General features: G+C 54.9%; 16 protein-coding genes. 10 read left to right on the top strand and 6 right to left on the bottom strand.

Going from position 1 to position 19,340, the window contains the following annotated elements; all coding sequences use genetic code 11:
• Positions 1-200: 200 nt before the first annotated feature.
• Both CMO10_RS00455 and CMO10_RS00450 read left to right on the top strand, forming a co-directional pair.
• On the top strand, positions 201-1,103 hold the full coding sequence (locus CMO10_RS00455) for an SDR family oxidoreductase (protein ID WP_297018343.1): 903 nt from the start codon (positions 201-203) through the stop codon (positions 1,101-1,103).
• 211 nt (positions 1,104-1,314) lie between these two features.
• Positions 1,315-2,322, top strand: a complete 1,008-nt coding sequence (locus tag CMO10_RS00450) for a complex I NDUFA9 subunit family protein (protein WP_297018341.1) — start codon at positions 1,315-1,317, stop codon at positions 2,320-2,322.
• Between the two features lie 76 nt (positions 2,323-2,398).
• On the opposite strand, the gene CMO10_RS00445 is transcribed toward CMO10_RS00450, so the two are convergent.
• From CMO10_RS00445 to CMO10_RS00435, 3 genes are all read right to left on the bottom strand, one after another.
• On the bottom strand, positions 2,399-4,546 hold the full coding sequence (locus tag CMO10_RS00445) for a methyl-accepting chemotaxis protein (RefSeq protein WP_297018339.1): 2,148 nt from the start codon (positions 4,544-4,546) through the stop codon (positions 2,399-2,401).
• Between the two features lie 340 nt (positions 4,547-4,886).
• Positions 4,887-5,672 carry a cobalt-precorrin-6A reductase gene (locus CMO10_RS00440; RefSeq protein ID WP_297018337.1) on the bottom strand — a complete coding sequence of 262 codons (786 nt, stop codon included), beginning with the start codon at positions 5,670-5,672 and terminating at the stop codon, positions 4,887-4,889.
• Positions 5,673-5,755: 83 nt separating this feature from the next.
• On the bottom strand, positions 5,756-6,874 hold the full coding sequence (locus CMO10_RS00435; protein WP_297018335.1) for a cobalt-precorrin-5B (C(1))-methyltransferase: 1,119 nt from the start codon (positions 6,872-6,874) through the stop codon (positions 5,756-5,758).
• Between the two features lie 225 nt (positions 6,875-7,099).
• Here CMO10_RS00435 and cobA point away from each other — a divergent pair, with 225 nt between their 5' ends.
• From cobA to CMO10_RS00395, 8 genes are all read left to right on the top strand, one after another.
• Positions 7,100-7,963 carry a uroporphyrinogen-III C-methyltransferase gene (gene cobA, locus CMO10_RS00430; protein ID WP_297018334.1) on the top strand — a complete coding sequence of 288 codons (864 nt, stop codon included), beginning with the start codon at positions 7,100-7,102 and terminating at the stop codon, positions 7,961-7,963.
• Positions 7,964-8,065: 102 nt separating this feature from the next.
• A complete protein-coding gene (locus tag CMO10_RS00425; RefSeq protein WP_297018332.1) occupies positions 8,066-8,842 on the top strand; it encodes a sulfite exporter TauE/SafE family protein in 777 nt (258 codons plus the stop codon).
• A gap of 178 nt (positions 8,843-9,020) precedes the next feature.
• Entirely contained in the window at positions 9,021-9,635 is a 615-nt protein-coding gene (locus tag CMO10_RS00420; RefSeq protein WP_297018330.1) for an SCO family protein, read from the top strand.
• A 104-nt stretch (positions 9,636-9,739) separates the two neighbouring features.
• Complete coding sequence (locus tag CMO10_RS00415) at positions 9,740-11,092, top strand: cobyrinate a,c-diamide synthase (RefSeq protein ID WP_297018328.1); 1,353 nt, start codon at positions 9,740-9,742, stop codon at positions 11,090-11,092.
• 88 nt (positions 11,093-11,180) lie between these two features.
• Positions 11,181-11,645: a YcgN family cysteine cluster protein gene (locus tag CMO10_RS00410; protein WP_297018325.1), complete on the top strand. Its 465-nt coding sequence runs from the start codon at positions 11,181-11,183 to the stop codon at positions 11,643-11,645.
• A 121-nt stretch (positions 11,646-11,766) separates the two neighbouring features.
• The gene (locus CMO10_RS00405) at positions 11,767-13,245 is read left to right on the top strand and encodes a methyl-accepting chemotaxis protein (protein WP_297018322.1); all 1,479 of its coding nucleotides are present in this window, start codon (positions 11,767-11,769) and stop codon (positions 13,243-13,245) included.
• Between the two features lie 760 nt (positions 13,246-14,005).
• Positions 14,006-15,496 (top strand): methyl-accepting chemotaxis protein, encoded by a 1,491-nt coding sequence (locus CMO10_RS00400; protein ID WP_297018320.1) that lies wholly within the window; start codon positions 14,006-14,008, stop codon positions 15,494-15,496.
• A 200-nt stretch (positions 15,497-15,696) separates the two neighbouring features.
• The gene (locus tag CMO10_RS00395) at positions 15,697-16,449 is read left to right on the top strand and encodes an MBL fold metallo-hydrolase (RefSeq protein WP_044830096.1); all 753 of its coding nucleotides are present in this window, start codon (positions 15,697-15,699) and stop codon (positions 16,447-16,449) included.
• A 90-nt stretch (positions 16,450-16,539) separates the two neighbouring features.
• Here CMO10_RS00395 and CMO10_RS00390 read toward each other — a convergent pair whose 3' ends face one another.
• From CMO10_RS00390 to CMO10_RS00380, 3 genes are all read right to left on the bottom strand, one after another.
• Positions 16,540-16,806 carry a DUF1150 family protein gene (locus tag CMO10_RS00390; RefSeq protein ID WP_044830097.1) on the bottom strand — a complete coding sequence of 89 codons (267 nt, stop codon included), beginning with the start codon at positions 16,804-16,806 and terminating at the stop codon, positions 16,540-16,542.
• A 16-nt stretch (positions 16,807-16,822) separates the two neighbouring features.
• Complete coding sequence (locus tag CMO10_RS00385) at positions 16,823-17,320, bottom strand: Hsp20 family protein (protein ID WP_297018315.1); 498 nt, start codon at positions 17,318-17,320, stop codon at positions 16,823-16,825.
• A gap of 180 nt (positions 17,321-17,500) precedes the next feature.
• Positions 17,501-19,171 (bottom strand): adenylate/guanylate cyclase domain-containing protein, encoded by a 1,671-nt coding sequence (locus tag CMO10_RS00380; protein WP_297018313.1) that lies wholly within the window; start codon positions 19,169-19,171, stop codon positions 17,501-17,503.
• Positions 19,172-19,340 lie beyond the last annotated feature (169 nt).

Raw genomic sequence — 19,340 nt, 5'->3', positions numbered from 1 at the left:
CATAGAAGATCAATCGGTCGATCCACCATGATTGATTGCGCATATCTGAAGTCTCACAACATGAAAACGGCAAGATAATGATTGTTGTTCCCAAAGCGGGCGTTTGCGGGAACAAATCCCCCTGCCAAAAGGTTTTGTCTGTATGTGGCAAGGCCGCTACTGTGCCTTCAAACTAAATCGCCGTTATAAAAGGTGCCTTGATGACCAATAAGCTGTTCTGTTTCGGATTGGGGTTTTCTGCCCGCCTTGTCGCCAAAGCGCTTCAGGCAGAGGGTTGGGAAATTGCTGGCACCACCCGAAGTGCCGATAAGGCCGAGCAGCTGAAGGCCGAGGGTATCGAGCCTTTCATCTTTGCCGATGATCAACCGATTGCCGATGTCGCGACGGCCCTTAAGGGCGTAACGCATGTTCTGGCATCTGCCCCACCCGGTGGGCAGGGTGATCCAGTGATCCATCACCATGGCAGCGACCTTGCAGCCCTGCCGTCTGGCACCTGGATCGGATACCTTTCGACCACCGGAGTTTACGGTGATCGCGACGGTGCCGAAGTGACCGAGGAAGATGAACTTACACCGAGTGGCAAGCGCGGGCGTCGGCGTGTGGCGGCGGAAAAGGCATGGTTTGATCTTGGCCGTCGCCATGACCTCTGTGTGCAAAGCTTCCGCTTGGCCGGGATCTATGGTCCGGGGCGCAATGCACTTGAAACCGTGCGATCAGGTCGGGCACGCCGGATCGTCAAACCCGGTCAGGTCTTTTCACGCATTCATGTCGAAGACATCGCCCAGACGGTTCTGGCCTCGATCAAACAACCCAATTGCGGGGCGGCCTATAATGTCTGTGATGATGACGCGGCCCCGCCGCAGGATGTCATTGCCCATGCTTGCGGGTTGCTGGGTGTCGATCCGCCGCCCGAACAGGATTTCGCCACCGCCAAGCTCAGCCCGATGGCAGCAAGCTTCTATGAAGACAACAAACGGGTTTCAAATGCGCGGATGAAGCAGGAACTGGGTATAAAGCTGCGCTATCCGGATTATCGGGCCGGTTTGATGGCACTTCATGATGAAATTCTGGCCAAATTGCAGGCCAGGGACGAAAATGTTTAATAAAACCGCATTGTTGACGACAATAGCGGGTCGTATATAACCCAAGAGCCTGCGGAAAATCATATCGTCGCCTGTTTTAGCACAATATGATTTTCCACAGGACCCGTTTCGGACCGGATCGCCTGAGCAGTCCGGACCCCAAGGCCACCGAGTACCGGCACGTGATGAGGATATCGTCCGCATCTTCCCGACCGGCAAGGAGAGAGCAAGCATGGATCGTCGTATTGTAACCGTCTTTGGCGGCACCGGATTTGTCGGACGTCATATCGTCAAGCGTCTGCTTGAGCGCGATTATATTGTTCGCGTCCCGACCAGAAGCTTTGAACGCGTCAAGAAACTCAAGCCGATGGGCTATCTGGGCCAGGTTGTCCCGGTCCATTGCGACGTGCGCGACGAGGACAGCATCAAGGGCGCGCTTGAAGGATCCGAAGCAGTGATCAACCTGCTGGGCATTCTTTATGAGCGCGGCAGCAAGAATTTCCTCAACATCCACGTCAAGGCGGCCAAACGCATTGCCGAGGAAGCCAAGGCAGCCGGCGTAAAAACCCTTCTGCACATGTCGGCACTGGGTGTGGATAAAAACAGCTCGGCCAATTATGCGACCTCGAAGCTGGCTGGTGAAAAGGCCGTGCGCGAAGTGTTCCCGGATGCGGTGATCTTCCGCCCGTCGGTTATCTTTGGCCAGAATGACAACTTCCTGAACAAGTTCGCCACCATGGCGCGTTTCTCGCCGGTTCTGCCGGTTGTTGGCGCCCCGGGCCTGCCGAAAGTTGATCTCGGCGAAGGCAAGGTTGATCTGCACGGCGAAGGTGGTCCGAAATTCCAGCCGGTCTATGTTGGCGATGTTGCCGATGCCTTTGTCGCAGCCCTGACCGAAGGCAAATCTGCCAGCAAGACCTATGAGCTTGGCGGACCGGAAACCTATTCCTTCATGGCACTGCTGCAAGACATGCTGCGCATCACCCGGCAGCGAGCCATTCTGATGCCGGTTCCGTTCTGGCTGGCCTCGATCAAGGCATTCTTCCTGCAGTTCCTGCCGGTACCGCCGATTACCCCGGATCAGGTCCGGTTGCTGAAAACCGATAACGTTGTTTCCGAAGGTGCGGACGGTTTTGCTGAACTTGGCATTACCCCCAATAGCCTGGAAGCAATCGCACCGTCCTATCTGAAACGCTTCTGCCCGCCGCGCAAATCAGGCGAGTTCCGTCGTTTTGTCTAAGGCGAGAAAGCGAAAGATTCAAAAAAACCCCGCCGATCTCTCGGCGGGGTTTTTTGATGGGGGATTGTACGCCTGCCTATTCGCTACGAACCCGGGCGACGAAATTGTTGGCTTCCGTCTGCAGGCTGTGGGCCTTGGCCAGAAGGTTCTCGGAAACTGTGCGTGCCGATCCCGACATTTCACGGAATTGTTCGGCGGCACGCGAAACGTCGGCCATGTTTTGCGATACATGGCGCACCCCGTTTGCGGCTTCTTCCGATCCGTTGGCAATTTCGCCGGTTGCCGCCCCTTGCTGACGCATGGCTTCCCCGATCGAACTTGAAATGCTGTCGATTTCGGAAATGGTGCGGGCGATGGTTGAAATCATTTCAACTGCCTGACTGCTGACCGCGCGCATTTCGCTGATCTGCTCGCTGATATCCTCGGTCGCGCGCTGGGTCTGGGAAGCCAGGTTTTTGACCTCGTTGGCGACAACGGCAAAGCCCTTGCCAGCATCACCCGCACGGGCACTTTCGATGGTGGCATTAAGTGCCAGAAGGTTGGTCTGATCGGCAATGGTCGTGATCAGTTCGATCACCTCGCCAATCCGATCCGCCGTTTCCGACATCTGGCGAACGGTTTCATCGGATTTCTGGGCTTCGGTGACGGCGGTTTGTGAAATCTCTTCGGCCTTGGCGACCTGTCGTTCGATCTCGCGGATCGACGCCGACAGTTCCTCGGTCGCGGACGAGACAGAACTCACATTGCTCGATGCGTTCTGGGATGCCTCGTTGACCTCTGCTGCGCGGGTGACGTTATCCCCGGCATTGCGTTCCATATTGTCGGCGGTGTCGCGCATTTCATTGACCGCGGTCAGAAGCTCCGCCACCAGCGAATTGACCGAACTTTCAAACCCGTCGGCCATTTCATGCAGTGCCGTACGCCGTTGTTCTTCGGCGCGTTCTTCGGCTTCCTTGTTTTGCGCGCGCAGGCGTTCGGCCTCGCGGGCGTTTTCGCGGAACGTCTCGACCGAACGGGCCATATGGGCGATTTCGTCTGATCCGTTATCCTTGACCTCGGCATCAAGGTCACCCTTGGTCAGACGCGTCATCGCACCATTCAGGCCAATCAGGCGGCGCAACAGATTGCGGCTGACATAAAGCCACAGGATCAGGGTCGGAATGACGATGGCGGCAATGGCGACAACGATCATGATGATCTCGGCGGTGGCAATCGTTGATGCGACGCCGCTATTGGCGACATCGATCTTTGCGCGCATTTCGCCCAGAAGGCGCTCGGCCGTCAGGGCAATCTGTTCGGTGATCGCCGCGTTTTCATCAAGAATGGTATTGAGTTCCGCCACCGTGGCAAATTCTGCCTCGCGCAGCGAGAACAGGTTTTTGGGCTTTGACGGATCAAGGGCGGCCTGCAATTCGGTCAGTGTGGCCTTTGCGGCTTCTTTGGCTTCGGGGTCGGGCATCAGATCAATGCCCTTTTGCAACTGGGTCAGGATCGGGTTGATGGCGAACTTGACCTTATCAAGCGCATCCTTGTCACGTGCGGCAACGACCTGTTCGGCAAGGCCCGGGATCTGAAACGCAATCGCGCGCAGATCGCTCATGTTCTGGGCATCAAGTGCATCGACATCGAGAAGCTTATCAAGCGTATCAAACGCCTCGTCTGACTCTTCCGGCCGTCCGACCAGCGCATAAAGTGCGGATGCGCTGTTGGTCAGCGACATGTTGGCATCGGTATTAAGCCCACGTGCTGATGCCTCGATCGCATTGGCACCGGTCACGATTTGATCAAGCAACGCCCGGGTCGTCACTTCATTGGCAAACAGGGATGTCTGCATGTCTTTAAGGTCGCGGATATTACCGACCAGCGTTTCCGTCTGACTGGAAAACTCGCCAAGAATGCCGGCATCAACGCCAAGTGCGCCAAGGGCGGCAATGTCTTCATTGAGCGCAGATGCGATCTGATCAAGTTCGGCGCTGGCGGCTTCGATTTCATCGGCGTTCTGCGCAACAGCAACGTTGCGCGCGATGTTGCTCACCAGATTGCTGCGCGCATAAAGGCCCTGTCCGGTGACAAGGGCCGGAATGGCTTCATCGGCCACGACCGATTGTTGTGATTGTGTGATGCGAAAGGCAAAAACGGCCAAAGCAGCGGCAATAACGGCGAGCAACGCGATGGGCACAATCGCCATCATCAAGCGTCCTCGCAAACCAAGGTTGCCAGTCATTCTTTAAATTCCCCCAAAGGCACATATCCTGTCCGGCGGCTTTTGCCTTTGCTTCGGACCTAAGGACGTTTTTCCCCTGTGTCAGGCAACGGATCGCGCAATTTGATATTGCTGCGTAAACGCGTTACCCGCCCCACGGGAAAAACTATTCAGAAGCGGCAATGCGCTGGCAAGATTAATCGTCTCGCGTGGAACAGTTTCGTGAAATGTTTGAGAATTCCGGCCTTTTGGGCCGGGAAATGACTATCTATGGATTTTTAATATTCGGAATAATTCTACCCAAGGGCGTTACGTCTGCATTGGGTAGAATCACTAAAAGATCGTGCAAGCAGCTCCGGCGTCAGATTTGATCAAGAATCTCATGCACGCGCTTGATGATCTCTTCGCGTGACGGCGCCTGAATGACCGGCTCACCACCGGGACGTTCGATCATGATGACCGGGATGCCCAGATTGCGTGCAGCCTCGATCTTGGCATAGGTCGCATCGCCGCCGCTATTCTTGCTGACAATGACATTGACCTCGTGGCGTTCAAGAAGCTCGGTTTCGCTTTCAACGCTGAACGGGCCACGGGCAAACAGCCATTCGCCATGTTCCAGATCGAACGGATCGCGCGGGGCATCTACGGTACGGACAAGCAACCATGTTTTTTCAAGCCCTTCAAAGGCATGCAGGTTCTTTGCCCCGCTTGCAATCAAGGCGCGCGTGCCGATTTCGGGCAGGATTTTCGCGGCTTCCTCGATCGATTTTACCGAAATCCAGTTGTCCTTGTCGGTCTTTTCCCATGCCGGGCGGTGGAATTGAATGCAGGGCATGGCGACCGCGTGACAGGCCTGGGCGACATTGTGCGATATCTCGGTGGCATAGGGATGGGTGGCGTCAATCACCAGATCAATCTGTTCGCTTTTGACATAGGAAATAATGCCTTCGGGTCCGCCGAAACCGCCAATCCGGACCGGCACCCCATCGGGCAGGCTGGGGGCGCTGGTGCGCCCGGCAAGCGAAAGCTGCAGGCGGATATCGCCGCCAAATTCATGCAGGAGGTCTTCGGCAATGCGATTTGCGTCTCCGGTCCCGCCAAAAATAAGGATGTGTTTCGGACGGCTGGCAGGACGGGCGAGGGACATGGGCAGAAAACCTTTTTGTTGCTTTGTCGTTTGGTCGGATCAGTTGATAACCGGGCTGCGGGACCAGTTTAACGATCCAATCGTTACGATGGCACCGGTCGGAACCGATCAAAATCGCCAATGCCGTGGCGGGCAACGATGGTGCCGCTGCGATCGGTAATGACGATTTCGACCGCTGATGCCCCATCAAGTGTGGCACGTGCGGATTCGCAGGCCTGACGGGCGATGGCATCTGCAATAGGAACGTTTTTCGCCTGACAAAGTTCCAGAACCTGTTTGGCTGTATTGGCGCTGCGACATTGCTCTTGCAGGCTTTCATCACCGCCACATGCCCCCACTATTTGCGCCAGCCGGTCGAAATCGACCTGTGACCTGCTGGAATGCAAATCAAGATGGCCCTGTGCAAGCTTGACCAGCTTGGCAAAGCCGCCGGCAATGCTGACAAAGGGGATGGGATTTTTGCGCAGATATTTCAGCATCCCGCCGACAAAGTCGCCCATATCCAGAATGGCTTCCTCGGGCAGGCCGTAAAACGCGCGAATGGCGGCTTCCGACGTTTTGCCAGTTGCCCCGGCCACATGTCCCCGTCCTGTGGCGCGTGCCACATCAATCCCGCGATGGATCGAATGAATCCACGCCGAACAGCTAAACGGAATGACAATCCCCGTCGTGCCCAGAACCGATAATCCGCCAACAATGCCAAGGCGCCCGTTCCATGTCTTGGTGGCGATCTCGGCACCGCCGGGAATGGATATCTCGATCTCGACATCAGGATTTACGCCAAACTGATCGCAAAGATCTTCGATCTGTCCGATCATCATTTCGCGCGGTTTAGGATTGATCGCGGGCTCGCCCGGCGGTAATGGCAATCCCGGTTTGGTGATGGTGCCCACCCCGTCACCGGCATGAAATGTGATGCCGCTTCCGGGCTTTCCAATGCGCACGGTCGATATGATTTCCGCCCCGTGCGTAACATCGGGATCATCACCGGCATCCTTGATCACACTGGCCCGCGCCCAACCATCGCCCTTTTCCGCCTTGACCAACTTAAAGGACGGGGTTTCCCCACGCGGCAGGATGATGGTAACCGGATCGGGAAATGCGCCGGACAGCAATGCCTGCCACGCGGCACGGGTTGCGGCGGTGGCACAGGCCCCCGTCGTCCATCCCTTGCGCAGTGGTCCGTCCGGTTTTCGCGTCATCAGATGATTTTTTCCTGTCAATCCTGCCGGTGTTTTCGCTATTGAGGGCGCGGGTGAGATTCGCTTGGGAAACTCAATTAAACATCATTAATTATGTTGTTTTAAAAGTTATACGAAAAAATATCGGAAATATGTTGTGCGTATCGTTTGATTGCTGTTTAACATATCTTCTTGATGTGGTCCTGCACAGAGGGCTGCATTCCATTTAAGTAGAAGTAATACGTGATGACGAACCTTGGTGTTGATTTTCCGGTTTTTGAACCGGGTTGGGTATGGCTTGTTGGCGCGGGGCCGGGTGATCCCGGTCTGTTGACGCTGCATGCCGTCAATGCCATGCAACAGGCCGATGTCGTTGTCTATGATGCGCTGGTTGATGAACGGATTTTGAACCTTCTGCGCAGTGATGCCGAACGCATCTATGCCGGCAAGCGCGGCGGGCGTCCGTCATCCAAGCAAACCGATATTTCCCTGCAGCTTGTCGAACTGGCCAAAAAGGGCCTGCGTGTTCTGCGCCTAAAGGGCGGCGATCCGTTCGTCTTTGGCCGCGGCGGGGAAGAGGGCATGACGCTTGTCGATCACAATGTGCCCTTCCGCGTTGTGCCGGGCATTACCGCGGGCATCGCCGGTGCGGCCTATGCCGGTATTCCGACCACCCATCGCGATTGCAACTCGTCGGTCACCTTTGTCACCGGCCACGGATCAAGTGGCGATGTTCCGGACAACATCAACTGGGCGGCCCTTGCCAAGGGTGCGCCGGTTCTTGTCATGTATATGGCGATGAAACATCTGCGCCGGATTTCATCAGAACTGATGAAAAATGGTCGGGCGGCGGATGAACCGCTTGCCGTGATCAGTCAGGCCACCACACCGGGGCAGGGTATTCTGATCACTACCCTTGAAAAGGCGGCTGATGATGTTGAACGCGAAGGCGTTGAACCGCCTGCGGTGTGCATCCTGGGCAAGGTTGTCGGTCTGCGGGATCGTCTGAATTGGCTTTCGCCGCAGGATGATGTGACCGCCGTGCGCCATGTGCCGTTCGAACAGGTGCTTGACCTGATCACCACACCGGCTGATCCCCTAAAAGACTAGTTTTCGAGCCATCCGTTCAGGACGGCAACAGATTGATATATATCGTTGCCGGGGCGATTGGCGATTGTACAATCGCAGCAATTCTTTTGACCCGGATGGATCATGGACGAACAGCAGGTATTGATACGCATCCTTGAAAGCGGTTGGGCACAATGTGCCGATATCGTGCGCACGGATGGCGGCGTGCTTTTGACGGCGCTTGTGGCGGGCCTTGTCGGCAGTGCGACCCATTGTGTCGGCATGTGTGGTCCGTTCGTCATCAGTCAGGTCACCAGCCGGATGGAACAGCTCCCGGTCGAGAAAATGAGCGAGTTCCGCCGTCTCACCGGTGCGGCCCTGCTGCCCTATCAGCTTGGCCGTTTGTCGACCTATTGCCTGCTGGGCATTCTCGCCGGCTATTTCACTGACAGCATCAGTGCCCTGACCCGTGTCTGGTGGATCGGGCCGGTCCTGCTGATTGCAGCCGGTTTGTTTTTCCTCCTGTTTGGCATTCTCGGCCTCATGCCCCATTTGGGCGGCTTGTTGCCATCAACCGGTGAATCGCGCTGGTGGAACAAACTGGTGGGCAATCATGCCCGTGGGCTATTTGCCGCCCCCTATGGCTGGCGGGGTTATTTGCTCGGTGTGATGCTGGGCTTTATTCCCTGTGGTTTGGTCTATGGCGCGCTTGTCATGGCGGCTGCCACCGGGGCGGCGCTCAATGGCGGGGTGGTGATGCTGGTCTTTGGCCTTGGCACCGTGCCGATGCTGTTTGTCACCGGTTTTGTCGGACAATATGCCGCACAGCGGTTCCGGGCCCTGATGGTGCCGGTTGGGCGTGGGCTTATGATTATTAACGGTGTGATCCTGTTTGCCTTGGCGGCAGCGACACTTGCCTAACGAATGGCCGGCATACCAAAGCCCCATGTTTTCAGGGGATTGTGATCAAGTGTGAGCTTTCCCACAGGGGCTGACCTTGCAAGAATGACCGGGATATTTATAGTGCCGGGTCAGTTTGTGACGCACAAAGATCGGTTGTCCGTAACGACATAACCGGCAAAGACATGAGGGTGGACGCGTGAGCAAAAAGACGCTTCTGGCAATTCTGGGTATTGCCCTGGTTCTTGGGATCGGACTGACCTATCGTCTGATGATGATGGGAACCGAAACCGGATCATCAGGTTCGGCTGCCATCGGCGGGCCGTTCGAACTGGTCAATCAGGATGGTGAAACCGTCACCCAGGAAGACTTTGCGGGCAAATACATGCTGGCCTATTTCGGCTATACCTTCTGCCCGGATGTCTGCCCGACCGAATTGCAGGTCATGGGCACCGCCCTTGATATGATACCCCAGGACATCGCCGATGAAATCACCCCGGTCTTCTTCACCGTCGATCCCGAACGCGACACGGTCGAAGCAGTTGCCGAATACGTCCCCTATTTCCATGAACGCATGGTCGGCCTGACCGGCACGGTCGAACAGACGACGGCGGCTGCCAAGGCCTATCGGGTCTATTACGCCAAGGCGATCCCCGAAGGTCAGCCCGAAGACACCGACAGCTATCTGATGGACCATTCATCGTTTGTGTATCTGATGGATCGCGACGGCAAATTTGTCCGTCACTTCAATTACGGCACCAGCCCCGAAGACATGGCAAAGGGTGTGACCGAGGCCGTCAAAAAGAACGGCTGAGGATGTGATTGAGTTTGGCTCCCAAGCCGCGCAATGCCATGATCATGGCAAATGAGTTCGGTTCGGTGAACCAGTCACACCAAATTAGTAGGTCCTGACCCTAAATGCCTGACACCATTCCGGGGATCGTGATCGCGGCCCCCGCGTCCAACAGCGGAAAAACTGTGATTACACTGGCGCTTTTGCGCGCCCTGACACGTAACGGACACACGGTTGCCGCGGCCAAAACCGGTCCGGACTATATTGATCCGGCATTTCAGGCTGCTGCCTGCCGCGATACCTGCATCAATCTTGATCCATGGGCGATGACGCCCGATCAGATCAAGGGCCTTGCGACCGACCACGTCAAAGGCAAAGCCTTCTTGATGTGTGAAGGGGTGATGGGCCTGTTTGACGGGGCGGCGAATGGCGATGGCTCAACCGCTGATCTTGCGGCCCTTGCCGGGTGGCCAATTGTTCTGGTGGTCGATGTCAAAGGGCAGTCGGCATCAGCCGCAGCCGTCATTTCAGGCTTTGCCAAATTTCGCGATGACATCAATGTCGCCGGTGTGATCCTTAACCGTGTTGGCAGTGACCGCCACAAACAAATGATCGTTGATGCCTGCGCCAAACATCTGCCCGACCTGCCGGTTCTGGGCGCGGTCCGGCGTAGCGAAGATCTGATCCTGCCCGAACGCCATCTTGGTCTGGTGCAGGCGGGTGAACATTCCGAACTTGATGCATTTCTCGATCGTGCCGCTGATATCATCAGCGAAGATGTCGATCTTGATGCCTTGATCGCACTGATCAATCAGAAGGCCGGGAAGACCAAGAAAGCCGGAAAGTCTGGAGAATCCGCGAAGGCTGAACAAAGCGCCCCGCTGATTGCCCCGCTTGGGAGCTATATCGCGGTGGCGCGGGATGCGGCCTTTGCCTTTAGCTATCCACACCTTCTGGATGGTTGGCGCGCAAGCGGTGCCAGGATTTCCTTTTTCTCGCCACTGGCCGATGAGGCACCCAACCCCGATTGCGATGCGATTTATCTGCCCGGGGGCTACCCCGAACTTCACGCCAAAACACTTGCCGCAGCCAAGGCTTTCAAGGCCGGGATGCGGGATGCAGCCCAAAAGGGTGTCCTGATTTACGGTGAATGCGGGGGCTATATGACTCTTGGCAAGGGCCTTGTCGATGCCAGTGGCACGCGCCATGAAATGCTGGGACTATTGCCGCTTGAAACAAGCTTCGCCTCTCGTCGGCTGCATCTTGGCTACCGGGAAGCGCAGCTGGGCATTCCGACCCCGTTTGGTCCGGCGGGCATGAAGTTGCGCGGCCATGAATTTCATTATGCGACGACGCTCTCGGAAGACGGTATGCCGTTTTGCCGGATGAAAACGGCAACCGGTCTTGATCTGGGGCCAGCGGGGCTGGTGGAAGGCCGTATTTTCGGCTCCTTCTTCCATATGATCGCACAGAGTTGATCAAAGCGGTATCAGACGTGAATTCATCGGGGCATACGTGGTGCCTAGACTGTGTTATGTCTGATCGACGGCCCGATTGAGAGAGACCATGGATAAAAAAGCCCCTGCTGCGATAGGACCTGAACCGTTCTGGGAAACCAAGACACTTGCGGAAATGACGCAGGAAGAATGGGAATCCCTGTGCGATGGCTGTGGCAAATGTTGCCTGCACAAGCTTCAGGATGAAGAAGACGATTTCGTCTATTACACCTCTGTCGCCTGCCGGCTGCTTGATTGTCATAGCTGCCGCTGTAAGGATTATCCTAATCGTACCGAACACGTTCCCGATTGCGTCCAGCTTTCCAAGGAAAATGTCGAAACCCTGACATGGATGCCGTCAACCTGTGCCTATCGCCTGATGGCAGAAGGCAAACCATTGCCCGACTGGCACCCGCTAAAGACCGGTTTCCCGGACTCAGCCATTATGGCGGGCATGTCGGTGCGCGGCATGGCCATCCCCGAAGACGAAGCCCACCCGGACCTGACCCGCTATATTGTGAAATGGCCCGCCTGATACGATTTGGCGTTGTAGGGGGCCTTAGGCTATCAGCAGGATGACGTTACGTTTCCTTGCAATGGGTGCCGTGCTTTCCCACCTGAATGAAATCAGAAATTGAAATCATCAGGAACGGGCGATGTTTGGCAGCAATGACAGTGTGAGAGAAAAAACCCAGATCTTCGATGCGCTCAATCGGTCGATGGCGATTATCGAGTTCGATCTGGATGGCAACATTATCACTGCCAACGAAAACTTCCTGCAAACCATGGGCTATACGCTCGACGAGATTGTCGGCAAGCATCACCGCATCTTCATGCCGCCGGAAATCTTTGATGAAACGGAATACAAAGCCTTCTGGGCAGAACTCCGTTCCGGCCAGTTTGTTTCTGGCGCCATGCCAAGGCGTAAGAAGAATGGCGACATGATCTGGCTTGAGGCAAGCTACAACCCGATTCTGAACCGCCATGGCAAGCCCAAGAAGGTGGTGAAATTTGCCTCTGATATCACAGAGCGCCGCGTTGAACGTGCGATGTGGCAAAGCGTTTTCAGGGCCATCGAAAAATCACAGGCAACCATCGAGTTTGAGCTTGATGGCACGATCATTTCGGCCAACCAGATGTTTCTCGATGTCATGGGCTACAAGCTTGAGGAAATCCAGGGCAAGCATCACAGCATCTTCATCGAACCCGAATATCGGAACTCTCAGGAATACAAGGATTTCTGGAAAACCCTGAATGCCGGTGAATACAATTCCGGCGAATTCAAACGCATTGGCAAAGGCGGCAGGGAAGTCTGGATTTCCGCATCCTACAACCCGGTTCTTGATCCGGTCGGGCGACCGTTCAAGGTTGTCAAATTTGCCACCGACATTACCGCGCAAACCAAGCTGCTGCTTGATCTGAAACGCATCATCGACACCAACTTCAGAGAAATCGACGGCAATTTGGGCGAGCTCAACAGCACCGCTGATCAAAGTGTTTCGATGTCCGAGGAGACCTCAAACACGGTGCATACGGTTTCGGCCAGTGCCGAGCAGATGGCGGCGTCGATTGCTGAAATTTCACAAAGCATGAGCCAGTCGCGCTCGGAAACTGAACGTGCCTTTGCCGAAACGGTGACAGCCAATGAATCGACCCAGCGCATGGCCCAAGTTGTCGATGCCATGGGCAATATTGTCGAAGTGATCCGCAATATTGCCGGGCAGATCAACCTTCTGGCGCTCAACGCAACGATTGAAAGTGCTCGCGCGGGCGAGGCGGGCAAAGGGTTCGCCGTGGTCGCAAACGAGGTCAAAAACCTTGCCAATCAGGCGGCCAAGGCGACGGAGGATATTTCCGAAGAGATTTCAGGTATTCAGGCCATCTCGGGTGAGGTTGTCGGCGCATTGGAAACCATTCAAAGGGCAGTGGAAACGGTCCGTGATGGTGTGACCAGCATTTCTTCCGCAGTCGAAGAGCAAAGTGCTGTGACGAGCGGTGTGACCGAAAATATGCGTATGATGGCGTCATCCGTAGAAGGGTTGACCAGCAACTTGGAAAACATTCGTGTATCAACTTCACGGGTGGCGGAATCGGTCAAGAAAACTCAGGAAGCGGCCTCTGTCCTGGCCAAATAACGCTGACCAAAATCGTCTGAAGGCATCGGCACGTCACGGTGCCCGTGCGGTTTGAATCGCGTGGCGGCGGTGTCAATTTTCAAAGACGAATCCTCCAAGACTCGACCCGATCAAAAATCCCCGGACAACTTCAAAGATGACCCATACTCATTAATGCAACCGGAATACTATACAAAAGAAGTGTGTTTTGGAAAATGACTGTTTCGACAGAATGAACAACGCAGATTTCTGCGGATAAGGGCTATTTATTAAATTACTATAATTTGTGAAACAACAGGCTGTAATAATTGAAACAGTTGTTGGAATTGCTTCGTTCTTGCTTGCCACTGGATATCATAGGTTGGTTTTCAAGGGGCAAAAGTTCAATTTTTCTTGCGCTACACTAATGTATATGATTTGATCTAGTGATCAGTTGCTCCGGGGTGGGGTAATTGATCTTCGGTGCAGTTTTCCGCCGTTCGTGCAGCATTTCAGATCATTCAGGATTTCCGGCGCAAAGGTCGAAGAACCGTCAATTGTTCCGATACTGACTGTGAGCCACCTATTTTGGGTTGGTGAGAAGTTATGATCTTCCTGCAAGAGCGAGCCGTATAACCTGTAACGATGCATAGAACAGCGTTGCTGTAGTCCCGGTCACACGTCCCGCATGTGTGTCGGGATTTTTGCTTAAGTACAATCTTGACCAAACGGTCGAACAAAATGATCCCGCAAAAAATGACGGGATAAACGGGAAAGTCCCGTCAACCAAAAGGGTATCGAAGTGGGTATTGGAATTTTTAAGGGTGAGAAGGAAGCGCGCAGCGAACAGCAGGTTGCTGCCGCGCTCGGACGCTCAATGGCGCGCATCGAATTTGATGCCAACGGTAATATTCTGGGCGCTAACGAAAATTTCGAAAAGTTGATGGGTTACAAGGCGTCCGATATCATCGGTAAACACCATGCGATGTTTGTTCCCAAAGAAATCGTCAATTCGGCAGAATACAAAGACTTCTGGAAGAAGCTCGCGGCTGGTGAGTTTCTGAGCGGTGCATTTCCGCGCAAACGCCGGGACGGATCTTTGATATGGCTTGAGGCAACCTATAACCCGATTTTTGACTCAAAAGGTCGGGTTACTAAAGTCGTCAAATTTGCTACCGATATTACCGAACGCCGCAACGAGCGGGCTTTGCTGCAAAGCGTGTTTGACGCCATCAGCACGTCGCAGGCCGTGATCGAATTTGATCTGGACGGCACGATTCTGACTGCCAATGAAAACTTCCTGTCTGTTCTCGGCTACAGCCTTGATGAAATCAAAGGCAAGCATCACAGCATGTTTGTTCCGGCTGATCAGCGCAATTCTTCCGAATACCGGATATTCTGGGAGAACCTTAATCAGGGTAAATTCCAGTCCGGTCAGTTCCAGCGTGTTGGCAAGAATGGCAATCCGGTATGGATTGAGGCCACCTATAACCCGGTTCTTGATGCCGTCGGCAACCCGATCAAGGTTATCAAGTTCGCCACGGACATTACCGAGCAGACCAAGCTTTTGATTGATCTCAAACAGATGATCGATGGCAACTTTGCCGAAATCACCGGCAATATCGACGAGCTGAACGACCGCACTGCCAAAAGTGTTGATGCCTCAAGCAACACAATGGACCTCACTCGGAACGTAGCCGCCAGTGCAGAGCAAATGGCGGCATCTATTGCTGAAATCTCGCAGAGTATGGCGCAGTCCCAAGGTGAAACCGAACGGGCTTATGAGCAGACCAACACCGCTAACGAAATGACCCAACGCATGACCGGTGTGGTCGATGAAATGGGCAATATCGTTGAGGTTATTCGTAATATTGCAGGTCAGATCAACCTGCTGGCGCTGAACGCGACGATCGAAAGTGCGCGTGCTGGCGAAGCTGGCAAAGGCTTTGCCGTGGTCGCCAACGAGGTCAAGAACCTTGCCAATCAGGCTGCCCGTGCGACCGAGGATATTACCCAGGAAATCACCGGTATTCAGGATATTTCCGCCGAAGTGGCAGGTGCGCTTGAGACCATTCGTGGTTCTGTTGAAACGGTCCGCAATGATGTCACAAACATCTCTTCGGCCGTGACCCAACAGACAGCGGTTACTGAAAATGTCAGTGCCAGCGTGCGTGAGATGGCACATTCTGTCGAAGACATGTCGCAGAACCTAGAAGCGATCCGTGCAACGACCCATACCGTTGCAGCCTCGGTACAGCGGACCCGTGAAGCTGCCGAGGTGCTTGCGCGTTAAATCCGGCCAAATCACTTTGAAAATGCCTTTTGGGGCGGGACCGTTTGGTTCCGCCCCTTCCTTTTGGAATATGACAGTTCGAAGATGATCATTGTGACAAACGCAGAACCCCTTGCCTTGTGATGCCCGAAATCACAAGAATGTCGGTCTGAAACTGGTATAGTTGATCCCGATAGGGGCAATGGCGGGGCGATAAGGCAATGAACAGCGATCATCTGCGCATTGATGTTCTTGGCGTTGGCGAGGCATTCGATCCGAATTTTGAAAATTCATCTGTTGTCGTGTCTGCGGGCGATTTCCGTCTGCTGATTGATTGCGGGGCGACGGCGGCCGGCCATCTGATGGGTAAATTCCCTGATCCCGATGCAATTGATGCGATCTATTTTACCCATATGCATCCCGACCACATTTTTGGTCTGGTGCCGATCATGCTGAACTGGCGCGATGACGGGCGTTCCAAGCCGCTCCGCATTCTGTGCTCGCCGCAATTGCGGACCCATCTTGAAAAACTGATGGAGCTTGGCTTTACCGGTCTGGGATCGGCCTGGCCGTTTACCATCATCTGGCATTCGATTGCCGATACATCAAAAATCGGTCCGTTTGAATGTCGCTTTGCGCGGTCCGACCATAGTGTCCAGAACCATGCCATCCTGCTCCGATATGCCGATAAGGGCTTTGCCTATTCCGGCGATGGCAATGTCACGGCCGATACCGCAGCGCTGTTTACCGGTGCGGATCTGGTGTTTCAGGAAACCTATCTGATCAAACATGATCCGCAACATGCGGCCCATTGTGATCTTGAAACGGTTTTGAAACTGGCATCCGACATGCCCGGTGCGCGGTTCTGGCTTTATCATGTCAAACGCGATGTGCGGGCCGAGATGGCCCAGGTCATTCACGGCAATGAGCAGGTCCGCATGGCCGTGCCGGGTGAAGTGATTGAAATCCGCTAGGTGGCGGAAGTTCCCGAAAACATCTCACAGATATAAAAAATGCCCGGCACATGGCCGGGCATCCTTGCATTTCACGATAGCCGTGTCTGATCAATGGACCGCGCGCGGTTCCATGTCGTGCTGGCGGATGGCAGCATCCGCAACAGCATGGTTTTCAAAGGACGCGATATGCGTCCCGTCAGCGGTAAATACGCCATAGACCAGTTCATCACTGTCTTCTTCGGTATTGGGGACCTGACGCACATAGGCAAAGTCATGGATACCCAACAGGGCGAAGTCACCATTTGACAGAAGGCCGGTATCCTGACCGATCCTCTGCGGGCTCTTTGTGTCGTGGTTGTCTGTCCGGTTTGTCATTTTAACCACTCCTTGGTTAGGCTTTGCCGTTTTCTGTATCGGCAGTGCTGTCCTCTTCCTCGACCTTCATGTCTATGGTGCGGGAAGGCACAGCTTTTTTCTTGTTCGATCCAATCGCGATTTCACGCACGACCGGTTCCGGCAAAGGTCTGTTGAGATCAACATGCAAAAGACCGTTATCAAGATGCGCGCCGACAACTTCGATGCCTTCGGCAAGAACGAAGGAGCGCTGGAACTGGCGTGACGCAATGCCACGATGGATATAGACACGTTCGCTGTCATCGTCGGTATGTTTGCCACGGATGATCAGCTGATTGTCTTCGGTGGTTACCGACAGGTCTTCTTCGGCAAATCCGGCGACCGCGACGGTAATGCGCAGTTTGTTTTCACCGATCTGCTCGATGTTATAGGGCGGATAACCCTCGGCCTTGGTTTTCGAGACCTGATCCAGAACGCGTTCGATCTGATCGAAACCCAAAAGCAGCGGGCTGTTGAACATTGAAATTCGCGACATTTGCAGCACCTCCTCCGTCAGAGCGAGTGTGGTTATATTCGGATCCCGCGCAATCTGCGTTTTGGGCATCCGGGCGTCCGACCCGAAGCATTCGGCACCAGACATTTTCATCTATTCAAATAAATGTGGTTTTCCCCGCAATAGTCAAGCCTTGCCTGCGTGTGGCCGCCTTCCGCGCACCTATTTCTTGGTCTTTGTCAGATCGGGTATGGCATCAAGTGCGTAATAGGCCACCGACTGGTTCTTGCCACGCAATGCAACCTCATGCACGGCGGCGTTTTCCGGCAAGGGAATCGGCCCATGATCAAACAGTGCCTTTGAAATCACCAATGGCACGCCATGTCCTTTGGTCTGGGCTTCAAGGCGGGCGGTGGTGTTGATGGTATCGCCAATCGCGCTGATATTTTCGCGGCCGGGCGGGCCCATTTCCCCGACAATCGCCTTGCCCATATGCATGCCGATCCCGATGCGCAGCGGATGGGGCAGTTCGGATTGCAGATGTTCATTCAACCCCTCGATCCGGCGCAGCATTTCAGCCCCGCCTTCGAACGCTTGCAGGATGGTACGTTCGATATCGTCACTTTCATGACCATAAAGCGCCATCAGGCCATCACCCGTGAACTGCGCGTAATAACCGCCCGTCGCACGCAGCGCCTCGGTCATCTCGGCAAAGAACTGGTTTAAGATGAAAAGCACGTCATAGGGCATCTTGCTTTCGCCAAGCTTGGTCGAATCGCGCAAGTCGATAAAGATGCAGACAACCTGTCTTTCACTGCCCGAAAGCCCGCCGGGGCGGCGGCCATCGCGCGCGGTGGCATTGGGCGGCAAGAGTGGTGCGACCGCCAGATCATTTTGCGGCCTGATCTGACAGGCAAGGCGCATGCCCTTGGGCGCCTGGATGCTTTTAAGCGCTGCTGCCTCGATCTGGCCGGGGGCTGCCAGCTGATCGGTGCCCGATCCGCAATGAATGCGGCACGTGGTGCAGCGCCCATGCCCGCCACAGACCGATGCCATCGGAACCCCGGCATCGCGCAGCGCTTCAAGTGCGGTGGCCCCGGGGGGGACACGCACAAAACGCCCATTGGGCAGGCTTAGCATCGGGCCACGTTTGACTCGATCAATGGTCTGGCGGATTTGCCGCACGCCAAACGGTGCCAGGGCCAAGGCGATACTGATGATCGTGAAAGGCACAATCGCGTTTTCATAAAACGTGATGGCGGCCTGATTGACATTGGCGGCATCAATCACACCAAACACGTATTTGCGCCCGCCTTCCTCGGCCCGCCGGACAACTTCGGCGGCGGCGGCCGCATAGCCCGCCAGTGACAATGTCGGGATCAGGATGGCAAGGGTACCAAGCGTGTTGCGCCATTTCGGATAGAACGGTTTAACCCGAAGCCAGAAATGAATGCCGATACAGCCGTGCGCCCAGACGACAATGACGGTGATGGCCTGAAGAATCCCCTGAAACGGGATGAATACCGCCAGATCGAGCAAGACACGCTCATGCGGGGAATCGACATCAAAGCCAAGATCAATGACCCGGGTCGCGATGATATGGCGAAATATAAGAAACGGAATGCACAGACCCAAAATCATCTGCGCCCATTCGGATTTGCGCAGACGCAGGGTACGGCGGCTGGTCAGGCGCCCGGTGGCAAGGAAGAAGTGCGTCACCAACGACAACAGCAACAGAATTTCAAGCGGCAGGAACTGCCAGACTTCGGTGGTGTATTCGCCGAATGCCTGCATCAATTCCGGTGAAACGATGCCTGCGGCATGGTTCAACAGATGCATCAGCACATAGGCAAACATGGTCAGGCCGGAATACAGCCGCAAATTCTGGATCATCGGTTCAGGTGCCCGTTGTTTATTCGCTCGTCTCTCACGCAGTCCAATCGGGCGTCGACATTCTGTGGTCGATCATGTCCTTTTGGCGTAGTCCTGTTGTGACAGGATCATGCAACACCTTTGGTTGATAAAGTGTTTTATCTGTTCAGGCACGAAAAAAGCCATCAGC

The sequence above is a fragment of the Thalassospira sp. genome, assembly GCF_002709775.1.
In the GTDB taxonomy this organism is placed as follows: Bacteria; Pseudomonadota; Alphaproteobacteria; order Rhodospirillales; family Thalassospiraceae; genus Thalassospira.
Note: the sequence above shows the minus strand (reverse complement) of the source record. Positions and strands in the feature narration are given on the sequence as shown.

What these genes read in the sequence shown, in the direction of transcription:
- CMO10_RS00455 (WP_297018343.1), top strand. Translation starts at nt 201, where the DNA reads ATGACCAATAAGCTGTTCTGTTTCGGATTGGGGTTTTCTGCCCGCCTT.
- CMO10_RS00450 (WP_297018341.1), top strand. Translation starts at nt 1,315, where the DNA reads ATGGATCGTCGTATTGTAACCGTCTTTGGCGGCACCGGATTTGTCGGA.
- CMO10_RS00445 (WP_297018339.1), bottom strand. Translation starts at nt 4,546, where the DNA reads ATGACTGGCAACCTTGGTTTGCGAGGACGCTTGATGATGGCGATTGTG.
- CMO10_RS00440 (WP_297018337.1), bottom strand. Translation starts at nt 5,672, where the DNA reads ATGTCCCTCGCCCGTCCTGCCAGCCGTCCGAAACACATCCTTATTTTT.
- CMO10_RS00435 (WP_297018335.1), bottom strand. Translation starts at nt 6,874, where the DNA reads ATGACGCGAAAACCGGACGGACCACTGCGCAAGGGATGGACGACGGGG.
- cobA (WP_297018334.1), top strand. Translation starts at nt 7,100, where the DNA reads ATGACGAACCTTGGTGTTGATTTTCCGGTTTTTGAACCGGGTTGGGTA.
- CMO10_RS00425 (WP_297018332.1), top strand. Translation starts at nt 8,066, where the DNA reads ATGGACGAACAGCAGGTATTGATACGCATCCTTGAAAGCGGTTGGGCA.
- CMO10_RS00415 (WP_297018328.1), top strand. Translation starts at nt 9,740, where the DNA reads ATGCCTGACACCATTCCGGGGATCGTGATCGCGGCCCCCGCGTCCAAC.
- CMO10_RS00410 (WP_297018325.1), top strand. Translation starts at nt 11,181, where the DNA reads ATGGATAAAAAAGCCCCTGCTGCGATAGGACCTGAACCGTTCTGGGAA.
- CMO10_RS00405 (WP_297018322.1), top strand. Translation starts at nt 11,767, where the DNA reads ATGTTTGGCAGCAATGACAGTGTGAGAGAAAAAACCCAGATCTTCGAT.
- CMO10_RS00395 (WP_044830096.1), top strand. Translation starts at nt 15,697, where the DNA reads ATGAACAGCGATCATCTGCGCATTGATGTTCTTGGCGTTGGCGAGGCA.
- CMO10_RS00390 (WP_044830097.1), bottom strand. Translation starts at nt 16,806, where the DNA reads ATGACAAACCGGACAGACAACCACGACACAAAGAGCCCGCAGAGGATC.
- CMO10_RS00385 (WP_297018315.1), bottom strand. Translation starts at nt 17,320, where the DNA reads ATGTCGCGAATTTCAATGTTCAACAGCCCGCTGCTTTTGGGTTTCGAT.
- CMO10_RS00380 (WP_297018313.1), bottom strand. Translation starts at nt 19,171, where the DNA reads ATGATCCAGAATTTGCGGCTGTATTCCGGCCTGACCATGTTTGCCTAT.